At 31.1% G+C, this 26193-nt stretch carries 23 protein-coding genes and 1 tRNA gene; 11 read left to right on the top strand and 13 right to left on the bottom strand.

Annotated features, from left to right (window positions below):
- The first annotated feature begins 260 nt into the window (after window positions 1–260).
- The 9 genes from polA to B3Z56_RS16375 all read left to right on the top strand — a co-directional run bounded on the left by polA (window position 261) and on the right by B3Z56_RS16375 (window position 8504).
- Window positions 261–2894: a DNA polymerase I gene (polA, locus tag B3Z56_RS16415; RefSeq protein WP_346846899.1), complete on the top strand. Its 2634-nt coding sequence runs from the start codon at window positions 261–263 to the stop codon at window positions 2892–2894.
- Window positions 2881–3486: a dephospho-CoA kinase gene (gene coaE / locus B3Z56_RS16410; RefSeq protein ID WP_346846531.1), complete on the top strand. Its 606-nt coding sequence runs from the start codon at window positions 2881–2883 to the stop codon at window positions 3484–3486. The genes polA and coaE overlap by 14 nt, the downstream gene beginning before the upstream one ends.
- Before the next feature lie 13 nt (window positions 3487–3499).
- A complete protein-coding gene (locus B3Z56_RS16405) occupies window positions 3500–4078 on the top strand; it encodes a lytic transglycosylase domain-containing protein (protein ID WP_346846532.1) in 579 nt (192 codons plus the stop codon).
- 155 nt (window positions 4079–4233) lie between these two features.
- A tRNA-Leu gene (locus B3Z56_RS16400) sits at window positions 4234–4319 on the top strand.
- A gap of 218 nt (window positions 4320–4537) precedes the next feature.
- Window positions 4538–5905 carry a sodium:alanine symporter family protein gene (locus B3Z56_RS16395; protein WP_346876965.1) on the top strand — a complete coding sequence of 456 codons (1368 nt, stop codon included), beginning with the start codon at window positions 4538–4540 and terminating at the stop codon, window positions 5903–5905.
- 199 nt (window positions 5906–6104) lie between these two features.
- Window positions 6105–7457: a replication-associated recombination protein A gene (locus tag B3Z56_RS16390; RefSeq protein ID WP_346879205.1), complete on the top strand. Its 1353-nt coding sequence runs from the start codon at window positions 6105–6107 to the stop codon at window positions 7455–7457.
- Window positions 7458–7606: 149 nt separating this feature from the next.
- Window positions 7607–7843 carry a DUF1292 domain-containing protein gene (locus tag B3Z56_RS16385; protein WP_346876963.1) on the top strand — a complete coding sequence of 79 codons (237 nt, stop codon included), beginning with the start codon at window positions 7607–7609 and terminating at the stop codon, window positions 7841–7843.
- A gap of 57 nt (window positions 7844–7900) precedes the next feature.
- A complete protein-coding gene (locus B3Z56_RS16380; protein ID WP_346846536.1) occupies window positions 7901–8098 on the top strand; it encodes a hypothetical protein in 198 nt (65 codons plus the stop codon).
- A 148-nt stretch (window positions 8099–8246) separates the two neighbouring features.
- Window positions 8247–8504: a DUF1292 domain-containing protein gene (locus B3Z56_RS16375; protein WP_346846537.1), complete on the top strand. Its 258-nt coding sequence runs from the start codon at window positions 8247–8249 to the stop codon at window positions 8502–8504.
- Between the two features lie 94 nt (window positions 8505–8598).
- On the opposite strand, the gene B3Z56_RS16370 is transcribed toward B3Z56_RS16375, so the two are convergent.
- From B3Z56_RS16370 to rsxC, 11 genes are all read right to left on the bottom strand, one after another.
- Window positions 8599–10089, bottom strand: a complete 1491-nt coding sequence (locus B3Z56_RS16370) for a Na+/H+ antiporter NhaC family protein (RefSeq protein WP_346876962.1) — start codon at window positions 10087–10089, stop codon at window positions 8599–8601.
- Window positions 10090–10414: 325 nt separating this feature from the next.
- Window positions 10415–11905: a Na+/H+ antiporter NhaC family protein gene (locus B3Z56_RS16365; protein ID WP_346846539.1), complete on the bottom strand. Its 1491-nt coding sequence runs from the start codon at window positions 11903–11905 to the stop codon at window positions 10415–10417.
- A gap of 476 nt (window positions 11906–12381) precedes the next feature.
- Window positions 12382–13836 carry a Na+/H+ antiporter NhaC family protein gene (locus B3Z56_RS16360; RefSeq protein WP_346846540.1) on the bottom strand — a complete coding sequence of 485 codons (1455 nt, stop codon included), beginning with the start codon at window positions 13834–13836 and terminating at the stop codon, window positions 12382–12384.
- A 235-nt stretch (window positions 13837–14071) separates the two neighbouring features.
- The gene (gene deoC / locus B3Z56_RS16355) at window positions 14072–14740 is read right to left on the bottom strand and encodes a deoxyribose-phosphate aldolase (protein ID WP_346879204.1); all 669 of its coding nucleotides are present in this window, start codon (window positions 14738–14740) and stop codon (window positions 14072–14074) included.
- A gap of 115 nt (window positions 14741–14855) precedes the next feature.
- Window positions 14856–15272, bottom strand: a complete 417-nt coding sequence (locus tag B3Z56_RS16350; protein WP_346876961.1) for a SoxR reducing system RseC family protein — start codon at window positions 15270–15272, stop codon at window positions 14856–14858.
- Between the two features lie 68 nt (window positions 15273–15340).
- The gene (locus B3Z56_RS16345; protein ID WP_346879203.1) at window positions 15341–16228 is read right to left on the bottom strand and encodes an RnfABCDGE type electron transport complex subunit B; all 888 of its coding nucleotides are present in this window, start codon (window positions 16226–16228) and stop codon (window positions 15341–15343) included.
- A 14-nt stretch (window positions 16229–16242) separates the two neighbouring features.
- Entirely contained in the window at window positions 16243–16821 is a 579-nt protein-coding gene (locus B3Z56_RS16340; RefSeq protein ID WP_035133663.1) for an electron transport complex protein RnfA, read from the bottom strand.
- Between the two features lie 15 nt (window positions 16822–16836).
- The gene (gene rsxE, locus B3Z56_RS16335; protein ID WP_035133661.1) at window positions 16837–17454 is read right to left on the bottom strand and encodes an electron transport complex subunit RsxE; all 618 of its coding nucleotides are present in this window, start codon (window positions 17452–17454) and stop codon (window positions 16837–16839) included.
- A 1-nt stretch (window position 17455) separates the two neighbouring features.
- Window positions 17456–18001: an RnfABCDGE type electron transport complex subunit G gene (locus B3Z56_RS16330; protein WP_346846544.1), complete on the bottom strand. Its 546-nt coding sequence runs from the start codon at window positions 17999–18001 to the stop codon at window positions 17456–17458.
- Window positions 18001–18936 carry an RnfABCDGE type electron transport complex subunit D gene (locus B3Z56_RS16325; protein WP_346846545.1) on the bottom strand — a complete coding sequence of 312 codons (936 nt, stop codon included), beginning with the start codon at window positions 18934–18936 and terminating at the stop codon, window positions 18001–18003. The genes B3Z56_RS16330 and B3Z56_RS16325 overlap by 1 nt, the downstream gene beginning before the upstream one ends.
- Window positions 18937–18947: 11 nt before the next feature.
- Window positions 18948–20267 carry an electron transport complex subunit RsxC gene (rsxC, locus tag B3Z56_RS16320; RefSeq protein ID WP_346876960.1) on the bottom strand — a complete coding sequence of 440 codons (1320 nt, stop codon included), beginning with the start codon at window positions 20265–20267 and terminating at the stop codon, window positions 18948–18950.
- Window positions 20268–20666: 399 nt separating this feature from the next.
- Here rsxC and B3Z56_RS16315 point away from each other — a divergent pair, with 399 nt between their 5' ends.
- Both B3Z56_RS16315 and B3Z56_RS16310 read left to right on the top strand, forming a co-directional pair.
- Window positions 20667–21755 carry a PfkB family carbohydrate kinase gene (locus B3Z56_RS16315; RefSeq protein ID WP_346877188.1) on the top strand — a complete coding sequence of 363 codons (1089 nt, stop codon included), beginning with the start codon at window positions 20667–20669 and terminating at the stop codon, window positions 21753–21755.
- A complete protein-coding gene (locus B3Z56_RS16310) occupies window positions 21755–22672 on the top strand; it encodes a pseudouridine-5'-phosphate glycosidase (protein ID WP_346876959.1) in 918 nt (305 codons plus the stop codon). The genes B3Z56_RS16315 and B3Z56_RS16310 overlap by 1 nt, the downstream gene beginning before the upstream one ends.
- A gap of 252 nt (window positions 22673–22924) precedes the next feature.
- On the opposite strand, the gene B3Z56_RS16305 is transcribed toward B3Z56_RS16310, so the two are convergent.
- Window positions 22925–24676: an ATP-dependent metallopeptidase FtsH/Yme1/Tma family protein gene (locus B3Z56_RS16305; protein WP_346846901.1), complete on the bottom strand. Its 1752-nt coding sequence runs from the start codon at window positions 24674–24676 to the stop codon at window positions 22925–22927.
- Window positions 24677–25012: 336 nt separating this feature from the next.
- On the bottom strand, window positions 25013–26179 hold the full coding sequence (locus B3Z56_RS16300) for an amidohydrolase (RefSeq protein WP_346846548.1): 1167 nt from the start codon (window positions 26177–26179) through the stop codon (window positions 25013–25015).
- Window positions 26180–26193: the final 14 nt, after the last annotated feature.

The following is a 26193-nucleotide window of genomic DNA, read 5'->3' as shown; positions in this document are numbered from 1 at the left end:
TCTTAGAAGGTTTATTAAATTATATTTTATTAAATAAAATATATATTATAATTATAATGAAGATGAATGAAAACTTATATTTAAAAATTACAAGTTTTATTGTTAATACCATGAAGTAATGATATAATCATTTATCAAAAGAATCCTGTTTATTTACTTGACTTTAGGCTCAAAAAAGTAAAGAATAATATAGGGGATAATAAGAAAAAATGAAGGAATTCAATAAAAGTGATTAAATAATTTGAATGGATGTGATTAAAATTAATAGAGAAAGCTTAGCTGTTTTAGATGGAAATAGCTTACTATATAGAGCATTTTATGCTATACCAGAACTTACAACAAAAGAAGGCGTTTATACTAATGGAGTATATGGGTTTTTAAATATGCTTCTTAAAATTAAAGAAGATATAAATCCAGATTATATTGTAGCTGCCTTTGATAAATCTTCTAATACATTTAGACATAAGGAATATGAAGATTATAAAGCAGGAAGGAAGAAAACACCTCCAGAGCTTTCTATGCAATTTCCTATAATAAGAGAAATATTATCCAAGATGGGAATAAGCGTATTTGAGATAGAGGGATATGAAGCAGATGATTTAATAGGTACTATATCTGTTTTAGCAGAAGATGAAGGTATGGAAGTTTATGTGGTAACAGGAGATAAAGATGCTCTTCAACTAGCCACAGATAACGTTAATATAGTTATAAATAAAAAAGGAATTACAGAAAAAGAGATATATAATAAAGAAAGATTTATTGAAGATTTTGGGGTGACACCTACTCAATATATAGATGTGAAGGGCCTAATGGGAGATAAATCAGATAATATTCCAGGAGTTCCAGGGATAGGGGAAAAGACTGCATTTAAGTTAATTAAGGAATATGGTAGCATAGAAGATGTTTTGATGAATATATCTAATATCAGTGGTAAAAAACTTAAAGAGTCTCTTCAAGAGTATAGTGAACAAGCAATTTTTAGTAAGAAGTTAGCTACAATTATTACTAAAGTTCCTGTAGAAATATCTATGGAACAGTTAAAAACTAAAGGAAACTTTAATAATAGTGAAGTTAGAGATATGTGTCTAAAATTACAATTTAAATCTCTTCTTAATAAATTTGAAAATCTTTCACAAGATAGTTCTGAAACTCCAGAAAATCAAAGATTAGAAGTTGTTGATTATAAAGTTATTAATGAAATTAAAGATTTGAATGATGTTATACCTAATATAAAAAATAGGGCTTTTGTAAAATTATATGTGGAGGATACAAGTAATTTTACCCAAATTATGGTGAAGACCATAGGCATATTGTCAGAAGGTCAGGTGTATCTACTTTATTGTGATAAATTGCTAGAAGAAGATAGAGAAGGCTTTATAAATGCAATGAAGATAATTTTTCATAATTCTAGCCTTGAAAAAATTACCCATGGTATTAAATATGGATATACTGCTTTTTTAAAGCTTGGTATTGATTTAGACCTAGTAAATTTTGATGTGGAAATAGCAGCTTACTTATTAGATTCATCAAAATCAGAGTATTCCATAAAAACACTTTACGAAGAAAGGTTAGGAAAGACATTTGACGGAGATGAAGACTCCCTTAAAGCTAATGAAATTGTAGCTCTTGAGAAAATATATACAATCTTAAAAGAGGAAATTAAAAAAGAAGATATGGAAGAACTAATGTTTAAAGTAGAGCAACCTCTTACTAAGGTTATATCATATATGGAATATGAAGGGTTTAATATCAATAGAAAAGAATTGGAAAATCTAGGAACTAAATTTAGTGGAGAGATTGATACTCTTACAAAAGAAGTATACCATTTGGCAGGGGAAGAATTTAATATAAATTCTCCTAAGCAACTTGGGAAAATATTATTTGAAAAACTAGACCTACCAGTAATAAAGAAAACTAAAACAGGTTACTCCACCAATGCGGAAGTATTGGATGCGTTAAAGGATAAACATGAGATAATAAATAAAATTTTATATTTTAGACAAATTACAAAACTATACTCTACCTATATAGAGGGACTTAAAAATGTAATAGATGAAGATGGAAGGATACATTCCAACTTTACTCAAACTGTAACTACTACTGGCAGATTATCTAGTACAGAACCTAATCTTCAGAATATACCAATCAAAAATGAGAATGGAAGATCAATAAGAAAGGTTTTCATACCACACAATAAAGATTCAGTAATTTTGTCAGCGGATTATTCACAAATTGAACTTAGAGTTCTTGCACATATTTCTGAAGATGAAAATATGATAAAAGCTTTTAGAAATAGTTTAGATATCCATACTTCTACAGCATCAGAAGTATTCAATGTGCCAATTGAAAATGTAACTAAGATAATGAGAAGTAATGCAAAGGCTGTTAACTTTGGAATTGTTTACGGAATAGGTGATTTCAGCTTGGCTCAAGATTTAGGGATAACACGAGGAGAGGCTAAAAAGTATATTGATACATACCTTGAGAGATATGGGAATGTACAAAAGTATATGGATAGAGTAATTGAAGAAGCAGAAGAAAATTCTTATGTAACAACACTTCTTCATAGAAAAAGATATATTCCAGAAGTAAAATCTTCTAATAAAATTGTAAAAGCTTTAGGAAAAAGATTAGCTATGAATGCACCTATTCAAGGTAGTGCAGCAGATATTATAAAGATTGCCATGGTGAATGTTGCTAATGAGCTTAAATTAAAACAACTTAGGAGTAGATTAATTTTACAAGTTCATGATGAACTTATACTTAATGTATATAAGGATGAACTTGACTTAGTAAAGGATATAGTTAAGAAGGAAATGGAGAATGTACTGGATCTTAAAGTTCCCCTAGATGTAGATATTTCTATAGGAGACACTTGGTATGAAGCAAAATAATATATTAAGAGTAGGTTTAACAGGGGGCATTGGATGTGGAAAAAGTACCATAAGTATGATTTTTAGGGAAAATAATATTCCTGTTATTGATGCAGATAAAATTTCTAGAAAAGTACTTGTGAATCATCCTAATATTTTATTAGAAATAAGAAGAGCTTTTGGTGATGAATATTTTGATGAAAATGGTGAGTTTCTAAGGCGTAAAATGGGAAATCTAATATTTTCTGATAAAAATAAAAAAGCTCAATATGAAAATATAATAATGCCTCATATTTTTCATGATATATTTAGTGAAATAAATAAATATAGTGATATAGGAGAAGAAATGTGCATAGTAGATGCACCTACATTAATAGAAAGTAAACTTCATACTTATATGGATAAGATAATAGTTGTTATTGCCAGTGAAGAAATACAGTTAGAGAGAGTTATGAAACGAGATAATTTTTCAATGGAAGAAGCAACTATAAGAATAAATAATCAAATGAGTACAAAAGAAAAATGTAAGTTTGCAGACTTTATCATAGATAATAGTGGAAATCTGCAAGAAACTAGGATTAAAGTGATGAAAGTAATAAGCAAGCTTAAATAGATTAGGGGGAAAAATGACTTATAAATCTAATAAAAGGACCAGGAAGAATATATTGATAATAGTTATAGCTGTAATTATTATTGTTAATTTTAAAGTTATATTAAAAAGCTTTTTTCCGTTAGAGTATGAAAAAAGTATTATTGAATATAGTGAGATGTACAATGTAGATCCGAATTTAGTAGCAGCGGTAATTAATACAGAAAGTAAATTTGTAGTAGATGCAAGTTCATCAAAGGGAGCAATAGGATTAATGCAGATAATGCCAGATACGGGAAAGTGGATTGCAGAAAAACTAGAAATAAGTAATTTTAATGAAGAAATAATAGCAGATCCTGAGATTAATATAAGAATGGGAACTTGGTATTTAAAAAAATTGAGTGAGGATTTTAACGGGGACTATATTCTTGTATTAGCGGCTTACAATGGTGGTCCTGGAAATGTTACTAAGTGGCTTGAGGATGAGAAATATTCTAGCGATGGAGAAAACCTTCATAAGATTCCATTTAAGGAAACTAAAAGTTATGTTCAAAAGGTTAAATTTAATCATAGAATATATAAATATCTATACAATTTAGGTCAAAAGGCAGAGTAAAACATATATTGCAATAATTATAGTAGTAAACCCAATTTAGTTTATTATAAATTAAATTGGGTTTATTTAATAAATTGCTTTAAACTAAGTTGATTTTAGTTGTTGAATCTAGTAATAGATAATGGTATAATAATTGAGTAAAATTATATTATTATGCAGATGTGGTGGAACGGCAGACACGCTATCTTGAGGGGGTAGTGAGAGAATTTTCGTGCGGGTTCAAATCCCGCCATCTGCACCAAAAAAAACAATGGGAAGGAGCCTAATGCTTTTCATTGTTTTTATTTATTTTTAATATTTTATAAGATTATATGATAATTTAAATCTTATCTATTTAAATATCAAATAGTATCATTACATATTCAAATATACAAGGTTGTTCGAAATTGTTGAAAAATTCACAAAATAAACTTACAATGAATATAAGGTAGTAAACTGTAACATCATGGGGAGGATATTATGGATAATTTACTAGAGATAGTTAAGAGTATCAACGGAGTTATTTGGAACTATGTATTGATTTTTTTACTATGTGGAACAGGGATTTATTTTACATTTAAATTAAAGTTTGTTCAAGTTGTAAAATTTGGTGAAAGCGTTAAACTTGTTTTTGGTAAAATAAAATTTGGCAAAAAAGCAGGAGCAGATGGAATGTCTTCATTTCAAGCTTTAGCTACTTCAATCGCTGCGCAAGTAGGTACAGGAAATTTAGCCGGAGCTGCTACAGCTATTGCAATGGGTGGACCTGGAGCAATTTTTTGGATGTGGGTTAGTGCATTCTTCGGAATGGGAACTATATTCGCAGAAGCAACTTTAGCTCAGCAATACAAGACTGTAGTAAATGGACAAGTTACTGGTGGTCCAGCTTATTACATTAAAAATGGATTAAAGAATAAAAAAATAGCAAAGGTACTATCTGTGTTTTTTGCAATAACTATTATACTTGCTCTTGGTTTTATTGGAAATATGGTACAAGCAAACTCCATAGGAAGTGCTTTTAAAGAATCCTTTGGTGTTGATGCTAGAATAGTAGGTGTGGTAGTCGCTGTATTAGCTGGTGTTATTTTTATAGGTGGTGTTTCTCGTATAGCATCCTTTACAGAAAAAATTGTTCCAGTAATGGCACTATTATATATTATAGGTAGTTTATTTATAATAGTAATGAACTATGCAAATATATTACCTGCTTTAAAAATGATTGTAGTTGGAGCATTTAATCCTCAAGCTATAGCTGGTGGAGTTGTAGGAGTAACTGTTAAACAAGCAGTTAGATATGGTGTTGCTAGGGGATTATTTTCAAATGAAGCAGGAATGGGGTCAACTCCACATGCTCATGCAGTAGCAAAGGTTAATCATCCGTCAGAGCAAGGATTAGTTGCCATGATGGGAGTATTTATAGATACTTTCATTATATTAACTTTAACAGCTTTTGTAATATTGACTACTGGAGCATTAGATAGTGGAGAGACTGGAATTATATTAACTCAAAAGGCGTTTGCTGCAGGGATGGGTGGAGAATTTGGAGGAATATTTATATCAGTAGCATTATTCTTCTTTGCCTTCTCTACAATTATTGGATGGTATTTCTTTGGGGAAGCTAATATAAAATTCTTATTTGGTGATAAAGGAATAACCCCTTATAGAATATTAGTAATGATATTTATATTCTTAGGTGCTGGTATGAAAGTTGATTTAGTTTGGGAGCTTGCAGATACTTTTAATGGATTAATGGTATTCCCTAACTTACTTGCCCTTTTAGCGTTATCTGCAGGGGTTAAAAAGTGTTTAGATGATTACAATGAAAAGAAAAGCAAAAACTTACTATAATTAATAATTAGTATTATAATTATAATACTAGATTACTATATCAAATATGCAGATTATTACCTTAATGACTTTTAATAGAGATAATAGCCTTCCAGAGTTAAAGATTTTATTCTGGAAGGCTTTATGTTATATTTAATATATTATAGAATGAATTTTAGTTTTAAATGATATGATAAGTATTTATTGAAGGATGATGTAAATGGAAAGAGAATATAATATCTCATTATTTGATTTAGAAGAAACAAAAGAAAAAAAAAATAATATAGATTTAAATAGTAATGAACCTTTAGCACAAAGACTTAAACCTAGTAATTTAGATGAATTTGTAGGGCAGGACCATATATTAGCCAAGGATAAACTATTATATAGAAGCATTAAAGGTGATAGAATTACATCTTTAATATTTTATGGACCTCCTGGAGTTGGAAAAACAAGTCTAGCAAAAATTATTGCTAAAACTACAAAGTGTAACTATGTTGAGTTAAATGCAGTAACTTCTGGAATTAAAGATATAAAGAATGTAATAGATGAAGCAACGAGAGAAATTTCTATGAGTGGAAAGAAAACTATACTTTTCATAGACGAAATACATAGGTTTAATAAAACCCAACAAGATAGTTTATTACCTCATGTAGAAAAGGGAATAGTAACCTTAGTTGGTGCTACAACAGAAAACCCCTTTTTCGAAGTTAATAAAGCACTTTTATCTAGATCAATGATTTTTAAATTAGAGCTATTATCAAAAGAAAATATAGTATCATTATTAAATAGAGCACTTAAAGACAGAAAGTTGGGCTATGGAAGTATTAATATAAAGTTATATAAAGAAGCAGAAGAATTTATATGTGATAATGCTGTCGGTGATGGAAGAAGAGCATTAAATGCTTTAGAATTGGCTGTTTTAACTACTAATAAAAGAGAAGATGGTATAATACATATAACTCTAGATGTAGTAGAAGAGTGTATGCAAAAAAAACAAGTTACCTATGATAAAAGTGGAGATTATCATTATGATATAATATCTGCCTTTATAAAGAGTATTAGAGGAAGTGATCCTGATGCTTCAGTGCATTATCTTGCTCGAATGCTATCAGGTGGTGAAGATCCTGAATTCATAGCTAGAAGACTTGTAATATCAGCATCAGAAGATATAGGCAATGCAGATCCATATGCGCTTTTAATAGCTAATGCGGCTCTAAATGCAGTGAAGTTTATAGGAATGCCAGAAGCTAGAATACCTCTAGCTCAGGCAACTATATATTTAGCTGGAGCACCTAAAAGTAATGCATCTTATAATGCTATTAATTTAGCTCTTGAAGACATAGAGAAGGAAGAGGTAGGTAGAGTTCCTTTACATCTGCGAGGTAATAATTATAGCGGATCTAATATTTTAAATGAAGGATCAAGATATAAGTATCCTCATGATTATGAAAATCATTATGTTAAACAGCAATATATGCCTAAGGAGTTACTTAAGAAAAAATATTATACTCCAACATCAATGGGGTATGAAAAACGTATAAAGGATAGATTAGATACCTTAAAAAAATAAAATCTAAAACATAAATAATTTTTTGTATTATGCACATCTTATAAATAGGTAATATATTTTTAAAATAAAGTGGAGTTAAGAGCTAAAAATGTATAACTTAAAATTTATATATTTTTACTAAAGATTTAAAAATAGTTGGAGGTTATAAGATGAGCAATAATAAGTGTATAAAAGTTTCAGGGGAAGATGGAAGAATAGTAGAATTAGAATTTATTGATGTGGTTAATGTAGGTAAAAATGAATATGTAATTGCAGGTCCCAAGGATTCAGATGAAGCTTGTGCATATAAGGTTGTAAGTAGAGAAAATGGTATGGTTGAATATGCTTCTATAGGAGCAGGTAAAGAGTTCAATCAAGTTTTGACTGCCTATAATGCAAAAAAATGATTAACCATCCTTTGTCTTAAATAATTTGTATTATATAAGAAAGGAAGGTGAAATAACATGAGTAAATCGAAAAAGAAAAATAAAAAGAATAATCAAATTAAACCATCACAAAAGAGTACTATAGATCAAGTACAAATTTTAAATAGAGATGTGCAGGATGCCCACCATATTGAAAGTGCTACTTTAATAAATGGATTATTTGGTGTAGAAATAAAAGATAATCTCATAGACCCAGATACTAGATTTTATATTTAAAAATAATATATACATGTCTACTAATAAATAGTATAAATTAGATAGTAATACGATTAAGTTTTATATTTTTAATATGGCATTGTTTTATAGGTTTATATGCTATATAATGAAATAAGATTTATTTGAAAGAATTTAGGAGGACATGAAAATGGAAGAAATGAATATAATAACACTTACTGACTCAGAAACAATGGAAAAGGTAGAACTAGAAATAGTTGAAGATTTAACTATAGATGGAGAGCACTATGTTATTTTAGCACCACTTGAAGAAGAAGAGGAAGCTTATGTATATAAGGTAATTGGAGAAGGTGCAACAGCTTCATATGAAATGGTTGAAGATGAAGCTGAATTTGATAAAGTTGTTGCAGAATATGATAAAATATTTGAAGAAGAGATGAGACAGTAATAAGAGATAAATTATCTATGATTATAAACATATATAATTTATAATTAAATGAAAAAAGATAACCTTAATTTATAAGGTTATCTTTTTAATTTATTTATATTGCTGCATTTTTATCAGCATTTAAATTGTTATTTCCCTTTTTTAGTCTAACAGCTGGTTCACTTGGTAAACCGAACTTAGGAATAAATCTATCCCATCCAGTTAGAGTAAGTATTAGGATTGAACCTACAGCTACGAATGCCATAAAGTTAAATTTAATTATATCCATAGCTACAAATTTGTGTAATGGATATACTGAAGAAGCAATTCCTACATAGAATCCTATATATACGTGCCAAGGAATCAATTGAGAACCAAACACTCCAAGAGCATCACCAAAGGTTGCATTTCTAAGATATAATTTATACATATCCTCTTGGCTTCCTTCAACATTTTTATCAACTAATTCTTTAATGATAGGTCCAATAGTTACTATTTGAGCCATCTCGTCAGCAAGGGCAGCGTTACCACCTATACATAAAACACCATTCCAGAACATTAATTGTCTTACATTTCCAGATATCTTTAGAACAAGAGCTGATATTGGAGCAAAAGCATCCATTTTAGCCATGACTCCACCAAAGGCACCAACCCACATCATCATTACTATAACCCAAGAACCAGCTTCGCCAAATCCGCTTTCAACTAAACCTAAGAAAGAAGATAAGCTTTCTACAGTTCCTGCAAAAGAACCAAAAATGAATGAAGAAGCGATTCCTAAGAATAAACATAGTAGAGTAGGTGTTCCCATGATAGCTGCAGCTATAACAAGTATAAGAGGAATTACCATATAGAAAGGAACTCCATGTTTAACTTGATTTAAAAGTTCAACAGCAGCAGGTTTTTCAGCTTCGATAGCAGACCATGCTTCTGCTGGAATAGCATCAATAGCTAATTTTGCATTAGCTACGTCTGTAGGTAGTTTCATAGCTAAACTAACAACAAAAATAATAATTGCAGTTATAATAAGACATGTTACTGACCAAACTCCTTGAGTTCTAATTCTATCAATAACCTCAACTTTTTGGATACCAGAACTTACAACTGTTGTATCAGAAATAAGACCAATATTGTCACCGAAACAAGCACCACCAGCTATAGCAGCTGTAGTAAGAAGAATATTTCCTCCAACTATATGGTTAAGCCATAAGAAAATAGGAGCACATGCAGCAAATGTTCCCCAAGAAGTTCCAGTAGCAACTGAAAGAATAGCAGTTACTAAGAATCCACATACAGCAACAGTTCTTGCATTTAATCCAAGAGATAGAGCCATATTAACTATAGAAGCACCAACTCCTGTTGACATGAAAGCGTTTGCCATTGCATAAGCAAACATTAGTATAAAAAATACTAAAATAAGTTCCTTTACATTATCGACTGCTGCATCGATAAGTTCACTGAATTTTACTTTTTCTGTGATAAAGGCTACAATACATGCAAATATAGTTGCTATTGGTGCAGCTGTAAGCACGTCTACCTTCATCATCATAAGTCCGGCCAATACAAATATTGGTACAAACTTAAAGGTTGCTTTTAAAAATTTCATTTTTATATCCCCCTATAAAAAATTTACTAGAAAAACTAGTTATTTATTTAACTAGTCTTACTATAAAATTAGTTTAAAACGTTTTCTCAAAAATATCAAGTATTTTTCAGAAAAAACGCATAAATTAAATAATTTAATGTAGAATGTTAGGAGTATTTGCTAATATATGTATTATAAAAGAATAATTGTTATTATGTGTAAAGGGTTTTATGGTTATTATTAGTAAATAAATATGAAGTTTTTGGAGTGAACTTTAATTTGTATAACTATCATATATAAAAAACCTCACAATAATTATTAACTATTGTGAGATTTTTTATATTTATTATGCACAAATTTCTTTATCAGAATTGACCTCAGAAGTTTGGTTCTTAAGTTTAACTTTAGGTTCCCTTGGTAAACCAAACTTAGGAATAAATCTATCCCATCCAGTAATAGTAAGAAGAAGTAATGAAATTACGGTTACAAAAGCCATGACATTATATTTAATAATATCTGTAGCTATAAATGTATGTAATGGATATACTGAAGAAAGTATTCCTACATAGAATCCTATGTATACATGCCAAGGAATTAATTGAGATCCAAAAACACCTAATGAACTTGAGAAGGTAGCATTTCTAAGACGAAGTTTATAAAGATCTTCTTCGCTTCCTTCAACATTTTTATCAACTAATTCTTTAATAATAGGTCCAATAGTTACTATTTGAGCCATTTCATCAGAAAGAGCAGCATTACCACCTATACTTAAAACACCATTCCAGAACATTAACTGTTTTACATTTTTAGATATTTTTAAAACAAGAGCTGATAGTGGAGCAAAGGCATCCATTTTAGCCATGATACCACCAAAGGCACCAACCCACATCATCATTACTATAACCCAAGAGCCAGCCTCGCTAAATCCACTTTGAACTAATTCTAAGAAAACTGGTAGGCTTTCTACTGTTCCTGCAAAGGAACCAAGGATATAAGAAGAAATAATTCCTAGGAACAAACAAAGTAGAGTAGGTATACCCGTAACAGCGACACCTATAACAAGTAATAGCGGAATTACCATATAGACAGGTACTCCATTTTTAACTTGATTTAAAAGTTCAACAGCTGCAGGCTTTTGAGCTTCAATAGCAGACCATGCCTCTGCTGGAATAGACTCAATTGCTAGTGCAGTATTAGCAGCTTCTGTAGGCAGTTTCAGTGCTACACTCATACCATAAATAATAATTGCAGACACAACAAGACAAAGGACAGACCAAACAACTTGAGATTTTACTCTTTCAAGTATCTCAACCTTTTGAATACCAGAACTTACAACTGTAGTATCGGAAATAAGACCAATATTGTCTCCAAAGCAAGCACCACCAGCTATTGAAGCAGTAGTAAGAAGAATACTTCCTCCCAATATGTGGTTTAGCCACAAGAAGATAGGAGCACATGCTGCAAAGGTCCCCCAAGAGGTACCGGTAGCAACAGAAAGTATAGCAGTTACTAAGAAACCGCATACAGCAACACTTCTTGCATTTACTCCAAGAGATAGTGCTATATTAACTATAGAAGCACCCACTCCAGTTGACATAAATGCATTTGCCATTGCGTAGGCAAACATTAGTATAAAGAATACTAAAATAAGCTCCTTTACATTTTCGATGGAAGCATCGATAAGTTCATTCAGTTTAATTTTTTCTGTGATGTAGGCTACAAGGCAAGCAACTATTGTTGCTATAGGTGCTGCCGTAAGTACATTAACCTTAAGCATCATTAGACCTGCCAATACGAATATTGGTACAAACTTTAAAAATCCTTTTAAAAATTTCATTTATGATCCCCCTATAAATTAATTAAAATGAAAATATAGTTATTTTTTTAACCATTATTTTCACATTACTAGTTTAAAACCTTTTCAAAAAAATATCAAGTGTTTTTCCAGAAAAAATACATAAATTTTAGAACTTTTTATAAAAAAATTAAAAATATTGAGTTAATTAATGAAAACGATAAATCAAAAAGTAGAAATAGGTAGAAATAATATTGAAGATCAAAATATTTGCATATATTCCATGTAAATGTTTACTAAAATTAATTTCAAAAAATTTAGTATATAAATAATATTATAAATAAAATTTACATTTTAGTATTTATAACTTGAAGTATTATAGAATATTTCGATACGCATGTTAAAAAAATAACAAATGGTATGAAAAAACATGCTATTACCATCTTATGATATTAATAGCATGTTTTAAGAATTATTTACTTATATTACAGAATTACTTCCTTATCAGTGTTATATTTTTATTTCTTTTTTAATCTAACAGCAGGTTCTGTTGGTAGACCAAATTTAGGAATAAATCTGTCCCATCCAGTAAGGGTAAGTAGTAGGATTGATCCTACAGCTACAAAAGCCATAAAGTTGTATTTAATTATATCTGTAGCTACAAATTTGTGTAATGGATATACTGAAGAAGCAATTCCTACATAAAAACCAATGTATACGTGCCAAGGAATTAATTGAGATCCAAATACTCCAAGTGCATCACCAAAGGTTGCATTTCTAAGATAGAGTTTGTACATATCCTCTTGATTTCCTTCAACATTTTTATCAACTAATTCTTTAATAATAGGTCCAATAGTTACTATTTGAGCCATTTCATCAGAAAGAGCAGCATTACCACCTATACATAAAACACCATTCCAGAACATTAGTTGTCTTACGTTTCCAGAAATTTTTAAAACAAGAGACGATAATGGGGCAAAAGCATCCATTTTAGACATTACACCACCGAAGGCACCAACCCACATCATCATTACTATAACCCAAGAACCAGCCTCACCAAATCCATCTTGAACTAAAGATAAGAAAGCAGGTAAGCTTTCGACAGTTCCGGCAAATGAACCGAAGATGTATGAAGAACCAATTCCTAAGAATAGGCAAAGAAGAGTAGGAATACCCATAACAGCAGCAACTATAACAAGTATTAGAGGAATTACCATGTATACAGGAACTCCGCTCTTTACTTGATTTAAAAGTTCAACAGCTGCTGGCTTTTCAGCCTCAATAGCAGACCAAGCTTCTGGTGGAATAGCATCAATAGCTAACTTTGCATTAGCTACATCAGTAGGTAATTTCATTGCTAGGCTTACTACAAAAATAAGAATTGCAGTGATTATCATACAAGAGAGAGACCAAACACCTTGAGTTCTAACTCTGTCTATAACCTCTACATCTTGAATACCTGAGCTTACAACTGTTGTATCAGATATAAGACCAATATTATCACCAAAACAAGCACCACCAGCTATAGCAGCTGTAGTAAGAAGGATATCTCCTCCAACTATATGGTTAAGCCATAAGAAGATAGGTGCACATGCTGCGAAAGTTCCCCAAGAAGTTCCGGTAGCAACTGATAGTACGCAAGTAACTATGAATCCGGTTACAGCAACAGTTCTTGCATTCAACCCAAGAGATAGAGCTACATTAACGATAGAAGCACCAACTCCTGTTGACATAAAGGCACTTGCCATTGCATAAGCAAACATTAATATAAAGAATACAAGTATGAGCTCCTTTACATTGTTTACAGCAGCATCAATTAGTTCATTCATTTTAATTTTTTCTGTGATGTAGGCTACAAAGCAAGCAACTATTGTTGCAATTGGAGCTGCCGTAAGTACGTTGACCTTCATCATCATTAAACCTGCCAATACAAAAATTGGTAAAAATTTGAATAGTCCTGTTAAAAATTTCATTTTTATATCCCCCTATAAAAATATTTGATAGAATTGATTAAATTTTCTATCATGTCTTAATTTTAAACATTTTGTGACTAATTTCAATATATACGACAAAGCTTTAACAAAATTAATGTTCTTAACAAGAACTTAACAAAAAAGTCGAAAAATAAATAGATAAACTTCTAGAATTTACAGAAGTTTACCTATTTATAAAATGTATTTTAACTAATTTGTAAAATGAAAATAAATTCTAATAGTCAGAATCTGAATTATATAAATTATTTACGATTGCTATAGATGCACTGGCACCAAGTCTATTTGCACCAGCATTTATAACCTTCATTGCATCTTCAGTAGTACGGACACCACCAGAGGCTTTTACTCCCATATTAGGTCCAACAACCTTTCTCATTAGAGCAATATCTTCAGGAGTTGCTCCACCTGTACTAAATCCAGTTGAAGTTTTTACAAAGTCTGCACCTGCTTCTTGTGATAATTCACAAGCCTTGATTTTTTCTTCTTCAGTTAATAGACAAGTTTCTAAAATAACTTTAACTATAGCCTTTCCTTTAGCGGTATCAACAATTTCTTTTATATCATTTCTCACAAAATCGTAATCCTTATCCTTTAAAGCTCCTACGTTGATAACCATGTCTATTTCATTTGCTCCAAGTTCGATAGCTCTAGCTGTTTCGAAAGCCTTAGATTTAGTATCCATAGCTCCTAGAGGGAAACCTACCACTGTGCACACGAGTACTCCAGAGTCCTTTAGTTCCTTTGCTACTAACTCAGTATAACAAGAGTTTACACATACTGACTTGAATTTATATTCCTTTGCTTCTTTGCAAATTTTTATAACCTGATCCTTGGTTGTTTCAGCTTTTAAAATAGTATGATCAATCATTGATGCTATGTTCATCTTTATACCTCCTAATGGTTATAATTGATTTTGTATGATCTATATGTGAATATTATTAACTTTATATAGTAAAATATATCTTTATTAATATAACTTTCATCACATTTTAAAAAGTTTAATTTAACTTTTTAATCATCTTAAAAGAATACTTATCTTGTTTTTTATTTAGTTTAGAACTAAGTACATAAGAAATTACCATGGCTACTAAAGCCAGTAGCACTGAATATACTTCAGAGTTAGCTAAATTAAGCTTATTAAATACGTATAGACATATTATAAGAGTAATTACTGTAATAATGGTAGGGAAGGCATAGGCCCAAAATGTCATGTTGCTAAAAACCTTATTATCCATTGATACTAAAACTCTTTCACCAACAGTAGCGTGTTCTGTATTTTTTAATTCTACCAATATAGTATCTTTAGGACATCCAGATTTACAAGAGGAACATCCACCACCACAACCACCTTTTTTTACAAAAGCAACAGTAGCTATATCTCCATTAATTTTCTTTATAATACCTTCTTCTTGCACGAAATCACCTCCAAATAAATATAGAAGGCTAAAAAGCCTTCTATATTATAACATAAAATTAAATTTATTTATACTGTAGCATTGTTATTTTCAGAAGAAGTAGCTTCACTAGCTGGCTTAGCAGGAGATGGTACTGCTTCTTTTTTTAATACAGGTTTTCTAAGGTTTAATATGGAGTTCTTTGGACATTTATTTGCACATATTCCACAACTAACACATTTTGTGTAATCAAATACTGGAATATTATTTACTATCTCGATTGCATCTTTAGGGCAGTTTTTCATACAGATACCACAACCGATACATCCTACATCACAAACATCCATAACTTCTTTACCTTTATTTTTGTTATTACAGTCTATTCTAACCTTAGATTTTTTAGGTACAAGATGAATTAATGTTTTTGGACAAGCTGATATACAAGCACCACAAGCTACACATTTTTCTTCATCTATAGAAGCTACACCATTAACTATGGATAGTGCACCGAATTCACAAGCCTTTACACAAGAACCAAGACCTAAGCATCCAAATTCACAAGCTTTAGAACCACCACCAGGGGCTACGGAAGCTTGGTTACAGTCTAGAATTCCTACATAATTATATTTTTCTCTTGCAACATCAGAAGTTCCTTTGCATCTTACAAAAGCTACCATTGGTTCAGCTGTTGATGCTTCAACTCCAAGAATTGAAGATATCTTTTCAACTGCCTCAGCACCTCCAGGGCTACATTTGTTAGTTGTAGCTGTACCCATAACTACAGCTTCTGCATAAGCATCACATCCAGCAAATCCACATCCACCACAGTTTGCACCAGGTAAACATTCTCTTACTAGAGGGATTCTTTCATCAACTTCTACTTTAAATTTACTGTTTGCATATCCTAATAGCGCTCCAAATATTAAGCCAAGGCCACCTAGGCTGACTACTGGATATACTAAATTTGATAAATCCATTTAAATTCCCTCCTTTAAACTAAACCACTGAATCCATAGAAAGCAATAGCCATTAATCCAGCAGTTATTAGAGAAATTGGTAACCCTCTAAAAGCAGCAGGCATATCAGTATTATCTTCCATTCTCTCTCTTAAACCTGCAAGTATTACTATAGCAAGTACATATCCAAGAGCTGCCCCAATAGTATTAGATAATGATTGAGCTAATCCATACTGTTTATCTATGTTTGTAACAGCAACACCAAGTACTGCACAGTTAGTTGTGATAAGAGGTAAGAAGATACCTAGAGATCTATAAAGACCAGGTTGGATTTTCTTAATAACAATCTCAACGAATTGTACTAATGCTGCAATAACAAGGATAAAAGCTAATGTTGATAGATATTCCATTTTAAATGGAACTAAAATTAACTTATTTACCACGAAGGTAATAAGAGTAGCTAGTAACATTACAAAGGTAACAGCTGCACCCATACCTTTAGCAGTTTCTGTCTTTTGAGAAACTCCAAGGAAGGAACATATACCTAGAAACTGCCCTAATATTACGTTGTTAACTAATAGGGCTCCTATAAATATAGTAAATAATTCTTTCATTAAATTTCACCTTCCTTATTTTGTAGTTTCAGATTTTTTAGCTTTTGAAATCTTATATTGATTCAAGCATGCTAAAAGTATACCAAGAGTTATGAAAGCTCCAGGAGCAGATGTCATAACCATAGCTGGAACATAAGATTTTGGTAGGAATTGCATTCCATAGAATGTTCCATTACCAAGAACTTCTCTAAAGGTTGCTAATACAACTATAGCAAGTCCAAACCCAAGTCCCATTCCAATAGCATCAAAAATTGAAGGGATTACTTTATTTTTTGATGCATATGCTTCAGCTCTACCTAAGATAACACAGTTAACTACTATAAGAGGTAAGAATATTCCAAGAGATTTATATAAGTCAGGAATATAAGCTTGTAATAAGAACTGTATTAAAGTAACGAAGGTAGCGATAACTACGATATAAGCTGGTATTCTGATTTTATCAGGAACGAGTTTTCTAATCAAAGAGATAACAGCATTTGAGCCTATTAATACTACTGTTGCAGCAAGAGCCATACCTGCCGCATTCTTTACACTACTTGTAACAGCAAGAGTAGGACACATAGCTAGTACTTGTATGAAAACTGGATTTTCGGTAATAATACCTGTTTTTAATCTATTAACTAATTCTTTCATTCTACTTTGCTCCTTTCAAGTTAGTATTGTAGTAATTTATAGCAGTGTTTACACCAGTAGTTACTGCTTTAGAAGTAATTGTTGCACCAGTAATTGCTTGAATATCGGAACCGACAGTAAGTTCCTTTTCAGAAGAAAGACCTTTATATTGTGCTGCGAAAGAAGGATCATCCTTTGCTTTAGAACCAAGTCCAGGAGTTTCAGTATGACTTAAAATTGTAATACCAGAAACAGCTCCTTCAGCATCGATACCAACCATTAATTCAATTTTTCCACCATAGCCTGATGAGTTAACTTGAAATACATAACCAGCATCAGTTCCACTAGTCTTAGCTTGAAATATACCTGTTACGTTTTCATCGGCAATACCATCTGTTAATTCTGAAAATTCTTCTGCTTCTAAGACAACTTTCATAGCAGCAGCTTGGTCCTCTTTAGCTTTAGCTTCAATTGGTGCTCTAGTAATATCATAAGCAAAGGCAAGGATTAGACCAGCAATTGCAGTAATTGCAAGAAGAATTCCTCCTAATTTTAAATTTTCTTTCATTATTTTGCACCTCCGAACACACGTGGATTCGTCCATTTATCAATCATTGGAACTAATAAGTTCATTATTAAGATTGAGTAAGAAACACCTTCTGCATAACCACCGTATAAACGAATTAATGATGTTAATAAACCACAACCAACACCAAATATGATTTGACCTTTTCTAGTCATAGGAGATGTAGTATAATCAGTAGCCATGAATATAGCACCAAGCATTAATCCACCTATAAATATTTCATATATTCCATTTCCCTGCATAAATCCATCTCTACCTAATACTGTAGTGATTACAAAAACTGTACCAATATACGTAGCAGGAATGTGCCATGTTATAACTTTTCTATATAATAGATAAGCTCCACCAATAAGTAGGGCAAAAGCAGAAACTTCTCCGATACATCCAGCTAAGTTAGTTCCAAGGAATGCATCTAGAGTATCAGGAAGTAATCCACCACCATTACGAAGTATAGCAAGTGGAGTAGCTTTAGTTACACCATCTATAGTCCATTCAGTCATTTGACTTGGGTATGCAGCAAGTAAGAATGCTCTTCCAGCAAGGGCTGGGTTCATAATATTTTGACCAAGACCGCCAAAAAAACATTTAACAACAATGATAGCAAATGCACTACCAACAGCAACCATCCAAAGAGGAAGTGTAGGAGGCAAGTTAAAAGCAAGTAGTAATCCAGTAATAACTGCGCTTAAATCTTTTAATGAATTTGGTCTTTTAGTTATTTTATTAAATAAGTATTCGCTTAGCATTGCAGAAACAATAGCTGTTATCATAACTAAGGCTGCTTCTTTCCCAAAGAAATAAATACCTGCTACAGTAGCTGGCACTAAAGCGATTAGTACATCTCTCATTACAGTTGATACTGTTTCCTTAGATTTGATATGTGGCGATACTGATACGTTATATAAATTTCCAGACATTATGTTCACCTCTACTTCTTCTTTTTATTAGCTATAACTCTTTTTTTACCCTCTTTGCAAGTTTGAGTTAAATTTCTCTTAGCAGGGCAAGAATAGCTACAAGCACCACATTCAATGCAGTTAAGTCCACCAAACTTTTCAAAGTTTTCATAATCGCCTCTTACAACTTGAGCATTAAGTTTATTTGGAAGCAAGAACATTGGACATGCGTTAACACATTTTCCGCATCTGATACAGTTTGATTCAACAGTAGGCACAGCCTCTGATTTTGTTAAGCAAAGTATACCAGAAGTACCTTTTATTGCAGGAATGTCTAAAGTAAATAGTGCAGTTCCCATCATTGGACCACCGCTAAGAACTTTAACAGGCTCTTCGTTAAATCCATCACAATAATCAACAAGTTCTCTCAAGCTTGTACCAAATTTAACTCTTAGGTTTTTTGGAGTTTTTATTGCACCTCCAGTAACAGTAACTATTCTTTCAGTAAGTGGTTTGCCAAGAATAACTGCTTCTCTTATAGCAAAAATAGTAGCTACGTTTTGAACTATGCAACCAGCATCTGCAGGTAGTTTTCCTGTTGGAACTTCTCTTTTAGTAACAGAATAGATTAACTGTTTTTCTGCACCTTGTGGATACTTAGTTTTAAGTTCTGCTATTTCAACATTTTTAATAGGTTCTACAACTGCTTTCATTATTGTTATAGCATCACTTTTGTTGTTCTCAATACCTAAGAAGATTTTTACTTCAGGAAACATTTGAGAAAGGATTTCTAAACCTTCAGCTATCTCATTAGAATATTGTAGCATTAACTGATGGTCACAAGTTAAGTAAGGTTCGCATTCAGCTGCATTGATAACAATAGTATCAATATTGCATTCTTTTGGTGGATTTAGCTTTACATGAGTTGGAAAGCATGCACCTCCAAGACCTACAATACCAGCTTCTTGAATTATATCTAATAGCTCATTTTTAGATAAATTCTTATAATTTTCGTGTGGTGTATAGGCTATTTCTTCATAGGTATTATCGTTTTCAATAATAACGCTCATAGCCTTTGAACCATTTGATGTAAGCATAGGTGTTACATTTTTAACTATTCCAGATACACTAGAATAGATATTAGATGAAACAAAAGATGTGCTTGCACCAATTTTTTGTCCAACTACAACTTTATCTCCCTTTTTTACAATAGGTTCACATGGAGCCCCTATATGTTGGCTCATAGGGAACACTAAATCACCCTTTGGAAGATAGGTTTCAATTTCTTTTTTTTCTGAAAAATGTTTTCCGTGAGGCGGATGAATGCCTCGTTTAAAAGTTAATAGTCCCATAATATTCCTCCATTCCTATAGTATAAATTATAAAGACATTGTATTAATGACTCCTATAGTACAAACTTTATTATAACTCGAAAATCTTTATGGTGCAATATATTGAATTGTTTATATGATTTAAGAATAATTAAAACTATAGGGGATAAATTAAAAATTAAATAGAAAATAATGCATACATTGTCTAATATTAAGGTATTACTTACATAAATTTAGATAATATAATTCCATACTCGTAATAAATTACAAATTTTAAGGAATATTATAGTGAGAAAAAATAAATATAAATTTATTACATTAAAATTTTTGGATAAAATATTATTGCATTAATTTTTATAGTATGCTAAAATCAAGTAAGCAAATCTTTATAAAATAAGCAAATATTAAGAGGAGAAAATGATGACAAATAGAGAAGAAGAAATATTAAATCTTATAAAGGATAACCCCTTAATATCTCAAAATGAAATAGCAGATATTCTTAAGATTACTAGGTCATCTGTAGGAGTACATATAGGAAACCTTATAAAAAAAGGATACATCTCAGGTAGAGGATATGTAATGAGTAAAGAAAATTTTGTGTCTATAATAGGGGGAACTAATATAGATATAGTAGGATTTTCTAATGATGAGTTAAGACTTAATGATTCTAACCCTGGAAATATAAAATTTTCTTTAGGTGGGGTTGGTAGGAATATAGGTGAAAATTTGTGTAGATTAGAAGTTTCTACAAAACTAATTTCTGTTATTGGTAATGATATTTATGGTCGTAAGATTATAGATGAAGGCAGAGAAATTGGTTTAGATTTAGAACATAGCCTTAAATTAGATGGAGAATTTACATCAGTATATATGTCTGTTCTTGATTATTCTGGAGATATGAAGGTAGCAATTTCATCCATGGATATCTATGATAAGATGACCATAGAATTTATTAAAACTAAAAAATCAGTAATTGAAAGTTCTAGAATATGTATTATAGACACTAATATTCCTAAGGAAGTAATAGAGTATGTAGTTAATAACTTTAAAAATACAAAATTTTTCTTAGATACAGTATCATCATCTAAGGCAGTTAAGGTAAAGGACATCATTCATAAGTTTCATACAATAAAACCTAATAAAATTGAAGCTGAGATTTTATCAGGAATGAAAATTAGTACTATGGATGAGGTAGAAAAAGTTAGTGATTACTTTTTAAACTTAGGTGTAAAAAATGTATTTATAAGTCTAGGTGAAGAAGGAGTATATTATAATGATGGGATAAGTAAAGGATTATTTACTCCACCCAAAGTTAAAGTTGTCAATGCTAATGGTGCAGGAGATGCTTTTGTTGCTGGATTAGTATATTCAAGTATGAATAATTTTGATTTAATACATACTTTGAAGGTTGCTTCAGCTTGTTCTTCACTGGCAATTACTCATAAAGATACTATTAATCCAAATATGTCTTTGGAAAATATAAATAAAAAATTGGAGGAGATTAAATAATGTTAGAAAAATATTTAGATATAAACCCAGAGGTAAAAGCAGCATTAATGGAAGGAAAGCCAGTAGTTGCTTTAGAATCAACTATAATTTCTCATGGAATGCCTTACCCTAAAAATGTAGAAACTGCATTAAAAGTGGAAAGCGTAATTAGAGAAAATGGAGCAATCCCAGCAACTATAGCTATTCTTGAAGGGAAATTAAAAGTTGGATTAACAACTGAAGAAGTTGAATTTTTAGGAAAAACTTCTGGAGTAATAAAAACTAGCAGAAGGGATATACCTTTTATAGTTGCTAATAAACTAAATGGAGCTACTACAGTTGCATCTACAATGATTATTGCAGCACTTGCTGGAATTAAGGTATTTGCTACAGGTGGAATTGGAGGAGTTCATAGAGGTGCTGCACAGACTATGGATATATCAGCTGACCTTGAAGAATTAGCTATGACTGACGTAGCTGTAGTATGTGCTGGATGTAAATCTATTCTTGATATAGGGTTAACTCGTGAATACCTAGAAACTAAGGGAGTACCTGTAGTAGGATTCCAAACAGAAGAATTACCGGCATTCTACACAAGAAAATCTGGCTTTAAAGTAGACTATAAAGTGGATAGTGAAGAAATCCTTGCAAAAGCATTAAAGGCTAAATGGGATTTAGGTTTAGAGGGTGGTATGGTTGTTGCAAACCCAATACCAGAAGAATTTGAAATGGATTATGATACAATTAATAATGCTATAGAAACAGCTGTTAAGGAAGCGGAAGAGAAAGGAATAGTAGGAAAAGAGAGTACACCATTCTTACTTTCTAAGGTTAAGGAGATTACAGGTGGATCAAGTTTAGAATCTAACATTCAATTAGTATTTAATAATGCTAAGGTTGGAGCAAAACTTGCAGTAGAACTATCTAAGCTACAATAGCATTTTAAACAATATATAAATTTTAAACAATATATAACTAGATAAGCTTTAATTTCAGGTAAAACTTATCTAGTATATAACATGTAATATTACCTATATAAAATATAAAAAGGTATGAAACCTAAAAATTTAAAATGGTTTCATGCCTTTTTATATATATAAGTACAAGTATTCTAATGCTACACCAATAATTAGCATTAAAATAAAAACCTAAGGAATTACCCCTAGGTTTCAAATAATATTGTACATAGATTAGCTTGTTTTACCATATATTAGATTAAGAATGTCATCAGTATATAGAGTTTCTTTTAAAAGTAATTCTTCAGATAGCTTAACTAATAAATCTAAATTATTATTTAAGGTGTTTTTAACTTCTTCATACAATTCATCTAGTACAGATTTACACTCTTCCAATACTACTGTAGTATAATAATCAGTAGGTATTCCTTGCATTTCTGAAAGTCTTAAAAGACCTAGAGATTTTCCCATACCATATTCACATACCATATTATTAACTATATTGGTAGTTTTCTTTAAATCATTGAAGGCTCCAGTAGTTATTTTTTCTTCGCCAAAGATAATTTCTTCGGCAGCTCTTCCACCCAATAAAACCATAATTTTTCTTTTTAAATAATCTAGATTATGGTAGGTGTTATCTTCACCTATAGTTAAAGTGTATCCACCTGCACCCTTAGAGGTAGGGATTATAGTTATTTTAGAGATTTTTTCTTCTGGAACTTTTAAGTGGGAAATCAATGCATGTCCAACTTCATGATAAGCAGTAATTTTCATATCTTCTTCTTTAAGGGCTTCTTTATCTAATTTTTCATGACCAGCTACTACTATTGAAAAGGCTTTATCCATATGTTCACCAGTGATATATGGAGCATCTTCTTTGCATGCAATTATAGCAGCTTCATTCACTAAATTTTCTAATTTAGCACCAGAAAAATAGGCTGTATTATGTGCGATATCTCTTATGTTCATATCACTTACTGGTTTATTTTTAAAGTGAAGATTTAATATTTTTTCTCTTGCATTAATATCTGGAAGAGATACCTCTATATGCCTATCAAATCTACCAGGTCTTAAAAGAGCTTCATCTAATATATCAAGTCTATTAGTAGCTGCTATAACTACAATACCTTCACTTTCTTTAAATCCCGACATCTCAGTTAGAAGAGCATTTAAGGTTTGATCCTTTTCATCAGAATTACCAGATTTATTAGAACTACGTTGCTTACCTATAGCATCGATTTCATCAATAAAAATAACAGCTTTACCATGAGTCTTAGCTTTCTTGAATAAATTTCTAATTCTACTTGCACCTACTCCAACATACATCTGAACAAAGTCTGAACCAGATACAGCATAGAAAGGAACCTTAGCTTCACCAGCTATAGCTTTTGCTAATAGAGTCTTACCAGTTCCAGGATCTCCATAAAGAATTACACCTTTAGGCATTCTTGCGCCGTAAGAAGCATATTTTTCTGGATTTTTAAGAAAATCTACTATATCCTTTAAACTTTCTTTAGCCTCATCATTACCGGCTACAGAATTAAAGTTAAATTTATCCTTAGAAACACTTTGTCCATCAATTGCAGTAATAGAAGTCATTGTTCCACCAGAACTATTCCTTTTTATAGTCATAAATATAGTAGTTACAGCAGAAAGACTGAGGAATATAACTGCTATACGTTGATTTGTTGGTAAAGTGGAAGAACTTTCAACTGTAATACCTTCTTTTAAAAGAGTTTCTTTAAGAGTATTACTATTAGGATTATCTGTAGAATATTTTTTTCCAAACTTATCTATAACAGTAATTTTAGGTGTTTGAGACATGGATACCTTAGATATATTATTACTTTCTAAGTCCAGTAAAAAATCTGAATATGTTTTATAGGGGATTGTAGCTGCACCTATATTTAATAAAATTAAAGCTACAATTGATAATACTAAAATACTTAAAGGAATAATAATTAAATTCTTTTTAATGTTATCTATCAATAATCTTACCTCCTTAAAATTTGTATATATCTTTTTATAAAATAGAATTTAATATATACAATATAAAATGATTAAAGAATAAGGTTTTATCTATAAAAAGATTGTTTAATGCTGTAATTAGTATTATACAAAATTTAAAACTAAAGTCCACAAATTAACCTAAGATTTGTAAATGTAAGTTATGGTAGAATTGTAAAGATAAGTGGAATAATATGTAATAATAAGATATACCTAGTTACATATCAATGTAACTAGGTATATTCTAAATAAGGAATCCCCCTAATAATATTCTGTTATATTTTATTTATATACTTAAATTAATGATTAATTAAATTAAAGTTGATTTTTAACTACTTTACCATCAATCATTACAAGTTTAACAGTATTTCTAAGATCAAAAGGATGTCCATTATATATTATAATATCTGCATCTTTGCCTACTTCAATACTACCAACTCTATGATCAGCATTTATTGCACGAGCTGGATTTATGGTAATAGATCTTAAAGCCTCTTCTTCATCCATTCCTTCTCTAGCAGCAAGGGCAGCACATAGAGATATATATTGAAGTGGAATTACAGGGTGATCTGTCATAATGGAAACTTTTATTCCAGCTTTGTTTAAAATCATAGGAGTTTTAAATGTTAAATTTTTCAGTTCCACTTTACTTCTATCAGATAAGCTTGGACCTATAATTATAGATTTTATATGTTCATCTTTAAGGCTTTCGGTTATTAAATGTCCTTCAGTACAATGTTCCAAAGAAAGGTCTAAATCAAATTCTTTAGCTATTCTAATAGCAGTAAGAATATCATCAGCTCTATGAGCATGAGATTTCAATGGAATTTCCTTTCTAATGACCTTTGCTAAGGCTTCTAACTTCATGTCAAAGTCTGGAGCTTTAGCATTACCATTTTTGAAGGCTTCTTGTTTTTCTACATAATTTTTAGCTTTTATTAAATTTTCACGAAGGATAGCTGCAGTAGCCATTCTAGTACTTGGAGTAACTTTTTTACCACTATAAACTCGCTTAGGATTTTCTCCAAAGGCAGATTTCATAGCGGTACATTCATTAATAACCATATCATCTATAGTTTTCCCATAAGTTTTCATAGTTGCGAAGGTTCCACCTATTACATTAGCACTTCCAGGACCAGTTGCTACAGTTGTAATACCAGCCTCTAATGCTTCTTGAAAACATTTGTCCACAGGATTTATTGCATCTATAGCTCTAAGATGAGGCGTAACTGGATCAGTAGTTTCATTTCCATCACTACCTTCAAATCCTAATCCATCTTCCCACATTCCAATATGACAATGAGCATCAATAATACCTGGCATTAAAAAGCCATTTTTTCCATCGATAATTTCTATGTTTTCGGGAATTGCTATGTTTGAACCAAGGTTGCATATTTTGCCATTATCAATTAGTATAACACCATTTTTGATAATTTCATCTTCTGCCATAGTGTGGATAGTAACATTTTTAATAGCTATCATTTAAATCACTCCTA

Source organism: Clostridium sp. UBA7791, assembly GCF_002480755.1.
Lineage (GTDB): Bacteria > Bacillota > Clostridia > Clostridiales > Clostridiaceae > Clostridium_J > Clostridium_J sulfidigenes.
This window is presented reverse-complemented; position numbering and strand designations above follow the sequence as displayed.